The organism is Melghirimyces profundicolus, from assembly GCF_003054245.1.
Classification (GTDB): Bacteria; Bacillota; Bacilli; order Thermoactinomycetales; family DSM-45169; genus Melghirimyces; species Melghirimyces profundicolus.
In genome coordinates this window covers 61682-75983 of record NZ_QBKR01000004.1, presented here as the reverse complement: position 1 = coordinate 75983, position 14302 = coordinate 61682, and the positions used below count along the sequence as shown (strand labels likewise).

Annotated in this window: 13 protein-coding genes and 1 pseudogene; 13 read left to right on the top strand and 1 reads right to left on the bottom strand. The window is 56.2% G+C overall.

Annotation, left to right across the window (positions count from 1 at the left end):
• Nucleotides 1–14 precede the first annotated feature (14 nt).
• The 6 genes from accD (at nt 15) to C8P63_RS04100 (ending at nt 5876) form a co-directional block, all read left to right on the top strand.
• On the top strand, nt 15–881 hold the full coding sequence (accD, locus tag C8P63_RS04125) for an acetyl-CoA carboxylase, carboxyltransferase subunit beta (RefSeq protein WP_108022071.1): 867 nt from the start codon (nt 15–17) through the stop codon (nt 879–881).
• Nucleotides 868–1836 (top strand): acetyl-CoA carboxylase carboxyltransferase subunit alpha, encoded by a 969-nt coding sequence (locus C8P63_RS04120; protein WP_108022070.1) that lies wholly within the window; start codon nt 868–870, stop codon nt 1834–1836. Before accD ends, C8P63_RS04120 begins: the two co-directional genes overlap by 14 nt.
• Nucleotides 1837–1926: 90 nt before the next feature.
• The gene (gene pfkA / locus C8P63_RS04115) at nt 1927–2886 is read left to right on the top strand and encodes a 6-phosphofructokinase (RefSeq protein ID WP_108022069.1); all 960 of its coding nucleotides are present in this window, start codon (nt 1927–1929) and stop codon (nt 2884–2886) included.
• A gap of 16 nt (nt 2887–2902) precedes the next feature.
• Complete coding sequence (pyk, locus tag C8P63_RS04110; RefSeq protein WP_108022068.1) at nt 2903–4654, top strand: pyruvate kinase; 1752 nt, start codon at nt 2903–2905, stop codon at nt 4652–4654.
• Nucleotides 4655–5025: 371 nt separating this feature from the next.
• Nucleotides 5026–5451, top strand: coding sequence for an acyl-CoA thioesterase (locus C8P63_RS04105; protein ID WP_108022067.1), 426 nt, complete (start codon nt 5026–5028; stop codon nt 5449–5451).
• A 23-nt stretch (nt 5452–5474) separates the two neighbouring features.
• A complete protein-coding gene (locus tag C8P63_RS04100) occupies nt 5475–5876 on the top strand; it encodes an FxsA family protein (protein ID WP_108022066.1) in 402 nt (133 codons plus the stop codon).
• 37 nt (nt 5877–5913) lie between these two features.
• Here the strand turns inward: C8P63_RS04100 and ytvI are convergent, their stop codons facing one another.
• Nucleotides 5914–7056: a sporulation integral membrane protein YtvI gene (gene ytvI, locus C8P63_RS04095; protein ID WP_170109492.1), complete on the bottom strand. Its 1143-nt coding sequence runs from the start codon at nt 7054–7056 to the stop codon at nt 5914–5916.
• Between the two features lie 379 nt (nt 7057–7435).
• On the opposite strand from ytvI, the gene C8P63_RS04090 reads away from it, so the two are divergent.
• From C8P63_RS04090 to pnpS, 7 genes and pseudogenes are all read left to right on the top strand, one after another.
• Nucleotides 7436–8548 (top strand): citrate synthase, encoded by a 1113-nt coding sequence (locus C8P63_RS04090; RefSeq protein WP_108022064.1) that lies wholly within the window; start codon nt 7436–7438, stop codon nt 8546–8548.
• A gap of 57 nt (nt 8549–8605) precedes the next feature.
• Complete coding sequence (gene icd / locus C8P63_RS04085) at nt 8606–9892, top strand: NADP-dependent isocitrate dehydrogenase (protein ID WP_108022063.1); 1287 nt, start codon at nt 8606–8608, stop codon at nt 9890–9892.
• A gap of 23 nt (nt 9893–9915) precedes the next feature.
• Complete coding sequence (gene mdh, locus C8P63_RS04080; protein WP_108022062.1) at nt 9916–10854, top strand: malate dehydrogenase; 939 nt, start codon at nt 9916–9918, stop codon at nt 10852–10854.
• A gap of 80 nt (nt 10855–10934) precedes the next feature.
• The gene (locus tag C8P63_RS04075) at nt 10935–11411 is read left to right on the top strand and encodes a hotdog family protein (protein ID WP_108022061.1); all 477 of its coding nucleotides are present in this window, start codon (nt 10935–10937) and stop codon (nt 11409–11411) included.
• Between the two features lie 193 nt (nt 11412–11604).
• Nucleotides 11605–12315: a response regulator transcription factor gene (locus C8P63_RS04070; RefSeq protein WP_108022198.1), complete on the top strand. Its 711-nt coding sequence runs from the start codon at nt 11605–11607 to the stop codon at nt 12313–12315.
• Nucleotides 12312–12731, top strand: a pseudogene (locus C8P63_RS19965) (hypothetical protein); the annotation flags it as partial. The gene C8P63_RS04070 and the pseudogene C8P63_RS19965, both read left to right, overlap by 4 nt.
• Before the next feature lie 132 nt (nt 12732–12863).
• Nucleotides 12864–14072: a two-component system histidine kinase PnpS gene (gene pnpS, locus C8P63_RS04065; RefSeq protein ID WP_425437242.1), complete on the top strand. Its 1209-nt coding sequence runs from the start codon at nt 12864–12866 to the stop codon at nt 14070–14072.
• The last annotated feature ends 230 nt before the right edge of the window (nt 14073–14302 follow it).

Here is a 14302-nt window from a genome sequence, read left to right as displayed (position 1 = left end):
GATGAGGTGTTACCGTGTTAAAGGACTTGTTTCGAAAACAGAAAAAATACGCCACCATCCCCTCGGAGCAGGCGAAAAAAGACATTCCCGAAGGAATCATGCAGAAATGTCCCCAGTGCGGAGACATCGGTTTTGTCAAAGAACTGGAGAAAAACCTGAAAGTCTGCAAAAAATGCGGTTACCATTTTTCCATGTCCGCACCGGAACGAATCCGGATGATTGTGGACGAAGGTCGTTTTTTTGAATTCGATTCCGGACTGACCTCCGGGGATCCCCTCTCGTTTCCCAACTACGCCAAAAAACTGGAGGCGGACCGGGAAAAGACAAAGCTGAATGAAGCGGTGGTGACCGGCGAGGGGACCGTGGGAGGCTTTCCCGCCGTGATCGGTGTGATGGATTCCCGGTTTCGAATGGGCAGCATGGGATCCGTTGTCGGAGAAAAAATCGCCCGTGCCGCTCACCGTGCCGCCACGAAGAAATACCCCTTCATCCTTTTTTCCGCCTCCGGCGGAGCCCGGATGCAGGAAGGCGTGCTTTCCCTGATGCAGATGGCCAAGACGAGTGCGGCGCTGGAAAAGATGCACCGGGAACGGGTCCTCTTTGTTTCGGTTCTGACCAATCCGACGACCGGCGGCGTTTCCGCGAGCTTCTCTTCCCTGGGGGATATCAACATCGCCGAACCCCAGGCCCTGATCGGTTTTGCCGGACGCCGGGTCATCGAACAGACCGTGCGGCAGAAGCTTCCGGAAGACTTCCAAACGGCGGAGTTTCTGCTGAAGCATGGGCAACTGGATCAGGTGGTGCACCGTTCGGAATTGAGGGAGACCCTGATTAAGATTCTCGATTTGCACAGCGGGAGGGTGAACGATGGCAACCGGTAACGGACAACTCCCCTTTGAAAAACCCTTGGTGGAACTCAGGGAGAAGATCAAGGAACTGCAGAAATTCACCCAAGAAAAATCCATCGATCTTTCCGACGAAATCGCCACCTTGGAGGAAAAAGCCCGGAGACTGGAAAAAGAGATCTACGGCAATCTCTCCACCTGGCAAAAAGTGCAGATTGCCCGCCATGCTTCCCGTCCCACCGCCCTGGACTATATCCGACATATCTTCACGGATTTCATGGAACTGCACGGTGACCGGCTCTACGGGGACGACCCGGCGATCGTCGGCGGAATCGCCAAGCTGGACGGCCGCCCGGTAACGGTGATCGGACACGAACGGGGGAAGGATACAAAAGATAAAATTGCCCGCAACTTCGGTCTGCCCCATCCCGAAGGGTATCGGAAGGCCCTTCGCCTGATGCAGCAGGCGGACAAGTTCGGAAGGCCGATCATCTGTTTTGTTGATACGCAAGGAGCCCATCCCGGCGTGGAAGCGGAGGAACGGGGGCAGTCCGAGGCGATCGCGAGGAACCTCCGGGAAATGGCCGGCTTCCGGGTGCCGATCATCTGTATCGTCACCGGTGAAGGAGGCAGTGGAGGCGCCCTTGCGATCAGTGTGGGCAACCGCCTTTTGATGCTGGAGCACGCCTATTATTCCGTCATTTCCCCCGAGGGTGCTGCAGCCATTCTGTGGCGTGACGCGGCCAAGGCTCAGGAAGCGGCGGAAGCTCTGAAAATTACGGCACAGGATCTCAAAGAGCTGGGCGTGATCGATCAGATTATCCCCGAACCCAAAGGGGGGGCTCACAGGGATCCGGCTTTTCAGGCACAACAGATCAAGGAGGCGATCCGGGACGCGCTGGAACCCCTCTGTGAGATGGACGGTGACCAGCTGGTATCTGACCGGCACAAAAAATTTGAGAAAATCGGGGTATACCATACCGTGGAATAAATCACCCCACGGTATTCTCTTTTTGTCCCGGCGGGACAATAACAGTCCCGACGGGGATTCGGGTGATTACAACGAACGAGGTGAGAATGGATGAAGCGAATCGCAGTTCTGACCAGCGGGGGAGACGCGCCGGGAATGAACGCGGCCATCCGGGCGGTGGTCCGGAAAGGCCATCATCACGGAATGGAGGTCGTCGGAGTTTACCGCGGATATACCGGACTGATTCAGGGAGATTTCGTGTCCATGAATCTGGGTTCGGTTGGGGATATTATTCATCGGGGAGGCACGGTTTTGTACAGTGCCCGGAGCGAGGAATTCAAAACCCCGGAGGGACAGGCCAAAGCCGTGGAGAACCTGAAAAAGCAGGGAGTGGATGCCCTGGTTGTCATCGGGGGGGACGGAAGTTTCCGCGGGGCGCAGAAGCTGACCCAGCAGGGGATCCCCACCGTCGGGGTTCCCGGAACCATCGACAACGATATTCCGGGAACGGATTTCACCATCGGGTTCGATACGGCGATCAATACCGTCATTGAGTGCATCGACCGAATCCGGGATACGGCCACTTCCCATGAACGGACTTACGTGGTGGAAGTAATGGGGCGGGACGCGGGGGATATCGCCCTGTGGGCGGGTCTGGCCGACGGGGCGGAATCCATCCTGATCCCGGAAGCCCCCCATGACCTGAATGAAATTGTGGAGCGGTTGGAACGCGGAAGTCGCCGGGGCAAAAAACACAGCATCATCATCGTGGCCGAAGGAGTCGGAAGCGGGGTGGACATCGGCCGCCGGATCAAAGAAAAGACCGGGGCCGAAACCCGCGTGACCGTCCTGGGTCATATCCAGAGGGGCGGTTCGCCAACCGCCTTCGACCGGGTTCTGGCCAGCCGGATGGGGGCCAAGGCGGTGGATCTTCTCCTGGAAGGGAAAAAGGATCAGATGGTGGCCAGCCGGAGGAATCAAATCGTCGGTCTCGATTTTGAAGAAGCTTTTGCCATGAAACATCACCCCGATATGTCCATCTACAACTTAGCCAGTATCTTAGCCATATAAAAAAGGAGTGGAATGGATGCGGAGGACCAAGATCGTATGCACCATCGGCCCGGCCAGCGAGGACAAGGAGACGCTCCGGCGCCTGGTCCGGGCCGGCATGAACGTGGCGCGGCTCAATTTTTCCCATGGGAACCATGAAGAACATCTGCGCCGGATCGAACGCATCCGAGAGGTGGAACGGGAGTTGGGCACCAAGGTGGCCATTCTTTTGGATACGAAGGGGCCGGAAATCCGCACGGGTCTTCTCCGGGAAGGGGAAGTGGAGTTGAAGACGGGGGAAACCATCACCCTCACCACCGAAGAAATCGAAGGGGATGCTTCCCGCGTGTCTGTTTCTTACAAGGGCCTGCCCGACGACATCCGCCCCGGCTCCACGATTCTGGTTGACGATGGACTCATCAGCCTCAGGGTGGAGGAGGTGCAGGGGGGCGACATCCGCTGCCGCATTGAGAACGGAGGCCCTCTGAAGAACCGCAAGGGGGTCAATGTTCCGGGGGTTTCCGTCAATCTTCCCGGAATCACGGGCAAGGATGCCGACGATATCCGTTTCGGCATTGAACAGGATGTGGATTTTATCGCCGCTTCATTTGTGAGAAAGGCCGACGATGTTCTTGAGATCCGCAAGATTCTGGAGGAGTACGGGGCCGATATTCATATCATCTCCAAAATCGAAAACCGGGAAGGCGTGAAGAACCTGGACGCCATCCTGAAAGTTTCCGACGGGGTGATGGTGGCCCGCGGGGATTTGGGAGTGGAAATTCCGGCCGAGGAAGTTCCCGTGCTGCAGAAAAAAATGATCAAAAGATGCAACCATCTGGGCAAACCGGTGATCACCGCCACCCAGATGCTGGACTCCATGCAGCGAAACCCGCGTCCCACCCGTGCCGAGGCCAGCGATGTGGCCAACGCGATCTTTGACGGCACCGATGCCATCATGCTCTCGGGGGAGACAGCCAGCGGGAAATATCCCGTCGAGGCGGTGCAGACCATGGACCGGATCGCTTCCAAAGCGGAGGACTCCCTTCAATACGCCGACCTGTTCCGTGAGCGGATCCGGGAGCTGGAAGTGAGCATTCCGGATTCCATCAGTCAGGCGGTGGTCCACACCGCCGGCGCGTTGAATTCTTCCGCCATCATCACTTCCACCGAAAGCGGCCGGACCGCCCGGATGGTTTCCAAATACCGTCCCCGCGCCCCGATCGTGGCGGTGACGCGCCATCATAAGGTCATGCGGCAGTTGACCCTTGTCTGGGGGATCTACCCCGTGGAAGGGGGCCGGGTGGAATCCACCGATGAAATGCTCAGCACCGCCATTCAGTCTTCCCTGAAAGCCGGCTTGGTCCGCCATGGGGAACTGGTGGTCATCACCGCCGGTGTTCCCGTGAAACAGTCCGGCACAACCAATTTGATGAAAGTGCATGTGATCGGAGACGTGTTTGCCAGCGGACAGGGAGTCGGAAAAAAGGTGCTCACCGGTGAAGTGGTGGTGGGCAAAACCGCGGAGGAACTGCGCTCCAAGATGAAGGACGGGGCGATTCTGGTCACCCAGGGAACGGACAAGGACATGATGGATTCCTTTGAACGCGCTTCCGCGGTGATCGTGGAAGAAGGCGGCCTCACCTCCCATGCAGCAGTGGTGGGCTTAAGTCTGGGAATCCCGGTGGTGGTCGGGGTGAAGGGGGCGACCCGTCTCTTTCAAGACGGCATGGAGCTGACCGTTGACCCGGAACGGGGGCACATTTACTCCGGACGTGCCAATGTCCTTTGAGGAACAAAAAACAAGCGCTGGTTTTTCCAGCGCTTGTCGTGTAAAAAACGGAAAAATGCAGGAGCCCTTTGTCATTCCGCAGGGTCACGGCGGTTCAGATCGTACGGAGCCGGGGATAGATCCACCAGCGAAGTTTTTTACGCCGTTTTTTGCGCCGCCGCAATTTCACTTTGGGAACCTCCTTTCATCATCCTGATTCCGAATCCTGTTGTTTATTCTTATTGTATCTGTTCAAAGTGGATTTGGCTATTCACATTATGTGTGTTCCTTTCCCGAAATATGTAAAGTGAGCCGCACAGCTTCCGGTAATACGCGGTTTTTTCCGATACCGTGGTATAATGGGGTCGATCGGAGGTGTTTAAGGATTCGCCATGGGAGAACCCACTGTTCATGAAACCGTTTTACGCGTAAGGTACCAGGAAACGGACCAAATGGGCGTGGTTCATCACAGTAACTATGCAGTCTGGTTTGAAGTGGGCCGGACGGCTTTCATCCGGGAGATCGGCGTTTCTTACGGAGAACTGGAAGAGCAGGGAATCCTGCTCCCGGTCGTCGATCTCCATTGCCGTTTCAACTCCCCGGCCCGATATGAAGATGAAGTGAGGGTTTTGACCCGGGTGGGGGAGATGCGCGGACCGAAGATCACCTTCCGTTATGAGGTCCGCCGGAAGTCCGATAACGAATTGGTGGCCCGGGGTGAGACGATTCATATGTGGACGGATCGCCGGATGAAGCGTTTCAATCTGAAGCGGCAAAAGCCGGAGCTGTATCACTTGCTCCTCGCCCACACCCATTAAGGAATAAACGGGGGAATGAAACCGTGTTTCGTATATTGGTGTTGATCATGATCCTCGTTCCCGCCTTGGAGATATGGGGCCTGGTTACTGTGGGTGAAGTGATCGGGGCGTGGCCCACGGTGTTGGCGGTGATCGCCACGGGAGTGGCCGGTGGGTATTTGGCCCGCTGGCAGGGCTTGCAGACCCTTCGGCTGACGCAGATCCAACTGAACAACGGCGAACTTCCGGGAGATGCCCTTCTGGACGGGATTTGTATCCTGTCCGGCGGGCTCCTCCTTCTGACGCCCGGATTTTTCACCGATGCCGTCGGATTCTTGCTGTTGGTTCCTTACACCCGGGGCCTGGTGAAACTTTTCATCAAGCGCCGGCTCACCCGGATGATCGAGGAGGGACGTGTGTTCCGGATTTCACGGCGCCGGTGGTAAAACCAAAACCCGCCCGGGATGGGCGGGTTTTGGTTTGTTAACCGGCGGGACGCCCGCCGGTCCTTCCGTGGATGACGAAGTTCCACAAGTCGCTGAAAACTCCCGCCCGGTAAAGGGCGATCAGGATGACGGCCACCACGGGTCCGATGATCAGGCCGATCACCCCGATCAGCTTCAATCCCACAAACAGGGCGACCAGGGTGAATAGCGGATCCAACCCGATATTCGTGGCCACCAGCTTCGGTTCCAGGAATTGGCGGACGACGACGATCACCACATAGAGAATGCCGATTCCCAGACCGAACCGGAAATCGCCGGTCAACATCAGGTACCCCCACCAGGGAACCAATACCGCCCCCACTCCGAAGTAAGGAAGGAGGTCCACCGCTCCGATGATGAGGGCGAGCACCAGGGCGTAGTCCACCCCCAACAGCGTGAGGCCGAACCAGACCAGAACTCCGGTGATCAAAATCAAGGTCAGCTGTGCACGGATAAAGCCGAGCAGGGCTTTCCGGAGATCCGAGTAGACCACCCCCCCGGTACTCCGGATTCGTTTGGGAATCAGGCGGAGAATCGCCTCTTTCAGACGGGGCCAGTCGAGTCCGATGAAAAAGGCGGCAAGGATGATGAATACGAGAACGGTTGCGTAATAGGGGAGATTTCCCAGGAAAATACCGATCCCTGCCAGAATGTCGGTGATCATCTGCGTTCCTTTATCGGTAATGACCCCGAGGTTGTCGCGGATGCTGGTCATGATTTCGGAGCTCTGTTCCGGGTTTTTCTGCATATATTCCTGAATGGTGTGGATCATGCGGGTCAATTCGTTGTTTTCATTAACAAATGTGTCAATTAAATATTGGTTGAAGCGGTTGAAGATGTCAGGAAGGCGTTCCGCCAGTTTTGTCAATTCAATGACAATTCTGGAGGCGAGTATGACCAGCAGCGTGAGAAGGCTGCCCATCACCAGAACGAGGGTCAGAGTGACGCCCGCCCAGCGGGGGAGCCGGATCCGTGCTTCCAACCAGCGGACGGCGGGCTCCACCATCATCGCGATCAACCAACCGATCAAAAAGGGATAGGTCAACGGGAAAGAAAAAATCACGATATAATACGCCAAGATCGCCACCCCCACGACCAGGGAAGCCCGGAGAGCGATGCTGACGGCTGCTGTGCGGTCCAAACCGTGAACCCCCTTTCCAAAACCGTGGGACGGTCTTCCCACTCGCTTTATCCCGACCCGTCCCGTTTCGCATTTATTGTATCATGTTTTATTGGAAACCACTGTGATGATAACGTTTTTTTTTTATGGTAAACTAAAAGAGGCGAATCGGGGCACCAAAGGCAAAATTTCATTTCATTAACGGAACCGGTCCAAGCCGTACAGGTTCAGACGGTTCTTTTCATTCTTCATTGGAGCGGAGCGCCGGAGCGGGATGGATGCTTTGCTCATGTTAATGTAATAAAAATTCACATCATTAAACCCTTCATTTCTCGAGGGGGTGAAGACCGGCCTTCTAGCGTGCCCGAGCACTATTTTCATTCGTAAAGGAGCGATTGCCATGTCGGTTGCGAAAGGATTGGAGGGTGTCGTAGCTCTCACTTCCAAGATCAGCTCCATCGTGGACGGGGTGTTGACCTATCGCGGCATCAACATCGATGAGCTGGCCGAACAGGCCAATTTCGAGGAAGTGATGTTCCTTCTCTGGAACGGACGCCTGCCCAAAAAAAATGAACTGGAGGAACTCAAAAAGGATTTGGGTTCTCAGGCGGAGCTGCCTCAAGGCGTTCTGGAACAACTGAAGTCTTATCCGAAGGACATCCACCCCATGGCGGCACTCCGGACGTCGGTTTCCGCCTTGGCCATGTATGATCCGGAAGCGGATGACAACCGCGGGGAGGCCAACATCCGGAAAGCGATCAGCCTGACCGCCAAACTGCCGACCATCGTTGCGGCCCTCTTCCGTCTCAGCAAAGGGTTGGAACCGGTCTCACCGCGTCCGGAATACGGCTATGCCGGGAATTTTGTTTACATGCTTCATGGCGAAGAGCCGGAGAAGACGGCTGTCAAGGCCATCGACAAAGCGTTTATCCTGCATGCCGACCATGAGTTGAACGCATCCACTTTTGCAGCCCGTGTGACCACGGCCACTCTCTCCGATATGTATTCGGCCGTGACCACGGCAATCGGGACCTTGAAAGGCCCCCTCCACGGCGGCGCGAACGAACGTGTCATGGCCATGCTGGAAGAGATCGGCACGACGGACAGAGTGGAGGAGACCATCCAACGCAAGCTGGAAAACAAAGAAAAGATCATGGGCTTCGGTCACCGCGTCTACAAAGACGGCGACCCGCGGGCCAAGCACCTTCGGGAGATGTCCCGCCAGCTGGCCGACACGACCGGGGATCGAACTTGGTACCAAATGTCCGTGGCCATTGAAGACCTGATGGATCGGAAAAAAGGGTTGAAACCCAATGTCGACTTTTATTCCGCTTCCACTTACCATTATCTCGGGATCCCCCGGAAGCTGTTCACCCCGATCTTTGCGATCAGCCGCGTTTCGGGTTGGACCGCCCATATTCTGGAGCAGTATGCCGACAACCGTCTGATCCGTCCCCGCGCCGAGTACACGGGGCCGGTCAACCAGTCCTACATCCCTGTTGAAAAAAGATAAAATGGGGAGACCGGATCCGATCCGGTCCACCCCCCAAACAGGAAAAGGAGTGTTTTTATGGCACGGTATGAAGCACCTCAGACCGGAGAAAAGATCACTCTTGAAAACGGGGGACTCCGCGTCCCGGACCATCCGATCATTCCCTTTATCGAAGGGGACGGCACCGGTCCGGATATCTGGGCTGCCGCACGGCGTGTTCTGGATTCCGCGGTGGAAAAAGCCTACGGATCGAAACGGAAAATCGAATGGTTTGAGATTTATGCCGGCGAAAAAGCTTACAAGAAGTACGGGGAATGGCTTCCGGAAGAAACTCTGAAGACGATCGAGGAATACTTTGTCGCCATCAAAGGGCCGTTGACCACCCCGGTCGGCGGGGGGATCCGCTCTCTCAACGTGGCCCTGCGCCAGGAATTGGATCTGTTTGTTTGTCTGCGACCCGTCCGTTACTTCAACGGGGTTCCGTCCCCGGTCAAAAAGCCCGAACAGGTGGATATGGTGATTTTCCGGGAAAACTCCGAGGATATCTATGCCGGGATCGAGTGGCAGGCGGAGTCTGAGGACGCCAAAAAAGTGATCCGGTTCCTTCAGGATGAGATGGGCGTCAAAAAAATCCGCTTCCCTGAAACCTCCGGAATCGGGATCAAACCGGTCTCCCGTGAAGGAACGGAACGTCTGGTGCGGGCGGCTATTCAATACGCCCTCGATCACGGGCGCAAGAGCGTGACTTTGGTGCACAAAGGAAACATCATGAAGTTCACCGAAGGCTCCTTCAAGAACTGGGGCTATGAACTGGCTGAGCGGGAATTCGGCGACAAGGTGTTCACTTGGTGGGAGTATGACGAGATCAAGGAGAAACACGGTTTGGATGCGGCCAACCAAGCCCAATCCGAAGCCGAAGCGGCAGGCAAATTGATCGTGAAGGACTCCATCGCCGATGCCTTCCTGCAGCAGATCCTGACCCGTCCCGCGGAATACGACGTTATTGCCACTCTGAATCTGAACGGGGACTACATCTCGGATGCCCTTGCCGCCCAGGTGGGAGGCATCGGAATCGCGCCGGGAGCCAACATCAATTTTGAAACCGGCCACGCCATTTTTGAGGCGACCCACGGAACCGCCCCCAAATATGCCGGAATGGACAAGGTGAACCCCGGTTCCGTCATCCTCTCCGGTGTCTTGATGCTGGAACACCTCGGTTGGCAGGAAGCTGCGGACCGGATATACCGTGCCATGGATCAAACCATCAGTCAGAAAACGGTGACGTACGACTTTGCCCGCTTGATGGAAGGGGCCACCGAGCTCAAGTGCTCGGAATTCGCAACCAAACTCATCGAAAATCTATAATGTGCCGAAACGGAGGTAGTTCCATGTCCATCCGCAGAAGGAAAATTTCCATAATCGGAAGCGGCTTTACCGGTGCGACCACAGCGTTGATGCTGGCCCAGAAGGAACTGGGCGACGTGGTTTTGGTGGACATTCCGCAAGCCGAAGGCCCGACCAAAGGAAAAGCGCTCGACATGCTGGAGTCCACCCCGGTCCAGGGTGTTGATGCCCAAATCACCGGAACCGTCGATTACGAGGACACCAAGGACTCCGATCTGGTCATCATCACCGCCGGTGTGGCACGGAAACCCGGCATGAGCCGGGATGATCTGGTCAGCACCAACGCCAAAGTGATGCGCTCGGTGACCGAACAGGTTGTGAAGTATTCCCCCGAGTGCACCATCCTGGTGTTGACCAATCCGGTGGACGCCATGACTTATGAGGTGTATCGCACCTCCGGGTTCCCGAAAAACCGGGTGATCGGCCAGTCGGGTGTATTGGACACCGCCCGTTTCCGGACCTTTATCGCTCAGGAACTGAACATTTCCGTGGAAGACGTGACCGGTTTTGTGCTCGGCGGTCACGGGGACGACATGGTTCCCCTCGTTCGTTATTCTTACGCCGGTGGAATTCCTCTGGAGAAGTGGCTTTCCAAAGATCGGCTGGATGCGATCGTGGAACGCACCCGCAAAGGCGGAGGGGAAATCGTCAGCCTGCTCGGAAACGGCAGCGCCTATTATGCCCCGGCGGCGTCCCTGGTTCAGATGGCGGAGGCCATCCTGAAGGATAAACGGCGGATTCTCCCGGCCATCGCTTACCTGGAGGGGGAATATGGATACAATGACATTTACCTGGGTGTTCCGGTGATCCTGGGTGCCAACGGTCTGGAGCAAATCATCGAGCTGGACCTGACCGATGAAGAGAAAAAGCAACTGGACAAATCGGCGGATTCTGTCCGCAGTGTGATGAAACTTCTTTCATAAATCCATCCAAAACCCGGGCCTTCCCGGGCTTTTTCATACTCCGGATGGAAATGTAAGCGTATACGGGGAGGTGATGGGCGATGATTCTGGGGAAACGAACCGATCCGGGTCGAACGTGGGAACGGCTGTCGGTGGGAGACCGGACGGAAGAGGTGCGGAAGGTTCACGACAAGGATCTCCTCCTTTACCTGGGTGCCACCGACAATACCAACCCCCTCTTTCTCCAATCCCAGTATGCAGAACAAACCCCTTACAGCCGTCTCCTGGTCCCTGTGGGGCTTTTGACTGGATGGGTGGAATCCATTCTTTCGGAAAAACTTCCGGGAGCCGGAAGTTTATTGCGTGAACAGCGGTTGTCCTGCCCGAAACCGGCCTGGTTGGGTTCCACTCTTCGGTTGGAACTGGAACTGACGTACAAAGACCGGGAACAAAAGTGGGTCACTTTCTCCGTCCGGGGAACGGACGGGGAAGGGAGAAAGGTGTTGGAAGGAGAAGTGGACGTGATTCCACCCCAGCCGAGGACCGATTGGTTGAAACACGCCTACGAAAATTTTTAACCGGTTGCAGCGCCGATTCCGCGGCGCTTTTTCGATTGCACAGGGAACAGGGGGGACTTTACGAAAGTGGCAGTTTGTGTAGTATGGGATTTGTATGAACCTCAGGCGGAAAGAAAGAATAATTGTCAAGAATCCGCCTGATCCCGGCCGGATGAAGCCGGAATGGGAGAACCATCGAAGCGGAGGATGGAAGATGGACAAAAAAGTGTTGGTTGTCGACGACGAGACCTCCATTGTCAAACTGGTCCAATTCAACCTGGAAAAAGAAGGGTATCAGGTGGAAGTGGCCACAGACGGGGAGATGGCGTTGGAGAAAGTGAAAAATGAAAATCCGGATCTCTTGGTCCTGGATCTCATGCTCCCCAAGATGGACGGATTGGAGGTCTGCAAACAGGTGCGGAGGGAAAACCGGCACCTCCCGATCCTGATGCTCACCGCTAAAACCGAAGAGTTTGACAAGGTGCTCGGCCTGGAACTGGGGGCCGACGATTACATGACGAAACCCTTCAGCCCCCGGGAATTGGTGGCCCGGGTGAAAGCCATTTTCCGCCGGATGGAAGCCGTTCGGGAGGGGGAAGCCCCCCGGGAGAAGAAGAAGCTGATCGTGGGGGACCTTGAGATCGACACGGAAGGGTATGAGGTCCTCCGAAAAGGGACCCAGGTGGACCTGACCCCCAAAGAGTTTGAACTCCTGATTTATCTGGCCAACCACCGGGGAAAGGTGTTGTCCCGTGACCAGCTTCTCAATGCGGTATGGGATTATGATTACATCGGGGATACCCGGATCGTGGATGTTCACGTCAGCCACCTGAGGGAGAAAGTGGAGGAGGATTCCCGCAATCCGGTTTACATCAAAACCGTTCGCGGGATCGGATACAAATTTGAAGGCCCGAAGGACTCATGAGATCACTTCGTCACCGCTTAACCCTGATGTCTCTGCTGGTGATTGCCGTATCGGTACTGGGGACGGGGATCTTTGTCGCTCTTCTGTTAAAATCCTCCTATCTGGACTCGCTGACGGACCGCCTCGGGAAAGAGGGCAGACTGCTGGTGGATACGCTGAACTGGGAAGAAGCGCTGGATGAGCCGGCGCTTTTTCAGCAACAGGCGGACAAATTCAGCCGTTCCCTTGACGCCCGGGTCACCCTGATCAATCGGAACGGGGATGTATTGGGGGACTCCTCCAAGCCCCCGCAGGAACTGGGAAATTTGAAGCATCACGCGGAGGTGGCCCGTGCCCTCCGCGCCGAGTCGAAAGGAAAATATAACAGTGTCACAGCGGACGGAAAACTGTATGTCTTCATTCCGGTTGTGAAGGGGGACGGGGACACCGCTCGTGTCCTGGGGGCCGTTCGGCTGGCCCTCGAACTGGAGACGATTGACCGGAGCCTGAGCCAGATCTGGGTCTCCTTGACGGGGGGGCTTTTGTTGTCCTTCATCTTTGCTGCATTCATGAGCTCCCGGATCGCTTACAGGATCACCCGCCCCATCGAAGAGATCACCCAGGTGGCGGTGGACATCGCCCGCAATAAACTCCACCGCCGGGTTCCCGTGAAACAGCGGGATGAAATCGGCCGCCTGGCCACCGCAATCAACCGGATGGCCGCCGGTCTCCGCTACCAGCTGGAAACCATCCGCAAGAACGAACGCCGGCTGACCGGCGTGATCGAAACGATGGAAAGCGGTCTCTTGATGGTGGATTCGGAGGAAAAAGTCACCTTGGCCAACAAAGCGATCCACCGTTTTTTCAACATGAAGAGTCCCCAGCTGTTGAACAAACCCCTGCCGGAACGGGCCATTTTTCACGACCTTCATCTCTTGGTTAAAAAGTGTCTCGATTCGGGAGAACGGGTCCGGGATGAGATTCATCTCTATTTCCCCGAAGAACGGATCATGGAAGCCAACCTGACTCCGATTTACGGAGAGAAAGGTGGTATGGGAGTGGTGGCGGTGCTCCACGACATCACCGCCATCCGCCGGCTGGAGAAGATGCGGACGGAGTTTGTTGCCAATGTCTCCCATGAATTGAAAACCCCGGTCACTTCCCTCCGGGGGTTTGCGGAGACCCTCCTGGACGGGGCAGCGGAAGATCCCGAAATGAGAGAGGAATTTTTAAAGATCATCCAAACGGAAAGCCTTCGCCTCGAGCGGCTGATCAGCGACCTTTTGGATCTCTCCCGGATCGAGTCGAGAAAAATGCGGCTGGATCTGGAAGAGGTCAACGTTGGGGAGCTCATCCGCCGAACCGGGAAAACCGTGGAAGAACAGATGCGCAAGCGGGATTTGTCCTTCCGGGTGGAGGTGGAAGAGGAATTCCGGGTCCGGGTGGACAAGGATCGTTTTTCCCAGATTTTGATCAATCTCCTCTCCAATGCCATGGCCTACACTCCGGCCGGGGGGCATGTCCGGTTGCGGGCAGGGAAGAAGGAAGATCATTGGTGGGTTCAGGTGGAGGATACGGGCATTGGCATCCCCGAAGAGGATCTCCCCCGGATCTTTGAACGTTTCTACCGGGTGGATAAGGCCCGCTCCCGCGAGTCCGGCGGAACGGGTCTCGGACTTGCGATTGTGAAGCATCTGGTGGAAGCCCATGAAGGGAAGATTCACGTGGAAAGCCGGGTGGGAAAAGGCACGGCGATCACGCTCTCCTTCCCCCTCTAAAAGGATGGTGAGAAAGTGAGCGGCGGCATTTACCCGAAGCCGCTCCGGTTGTACTCACAGAGCACAAGTCTCGCCTGGGTCGCTTGCGCTCCCCGGTCTCACTATGCTGTCGGGCAGGGATGCAGGCATGGTCCGCTCCTGCTGCGTTCAGGGGCAAACCATACAAGCTTTTGCCCCTGAATGCCTTTGCCGGCTGATTCTCCGCCGGGCAGGACGGCAAAGCCGCTTCC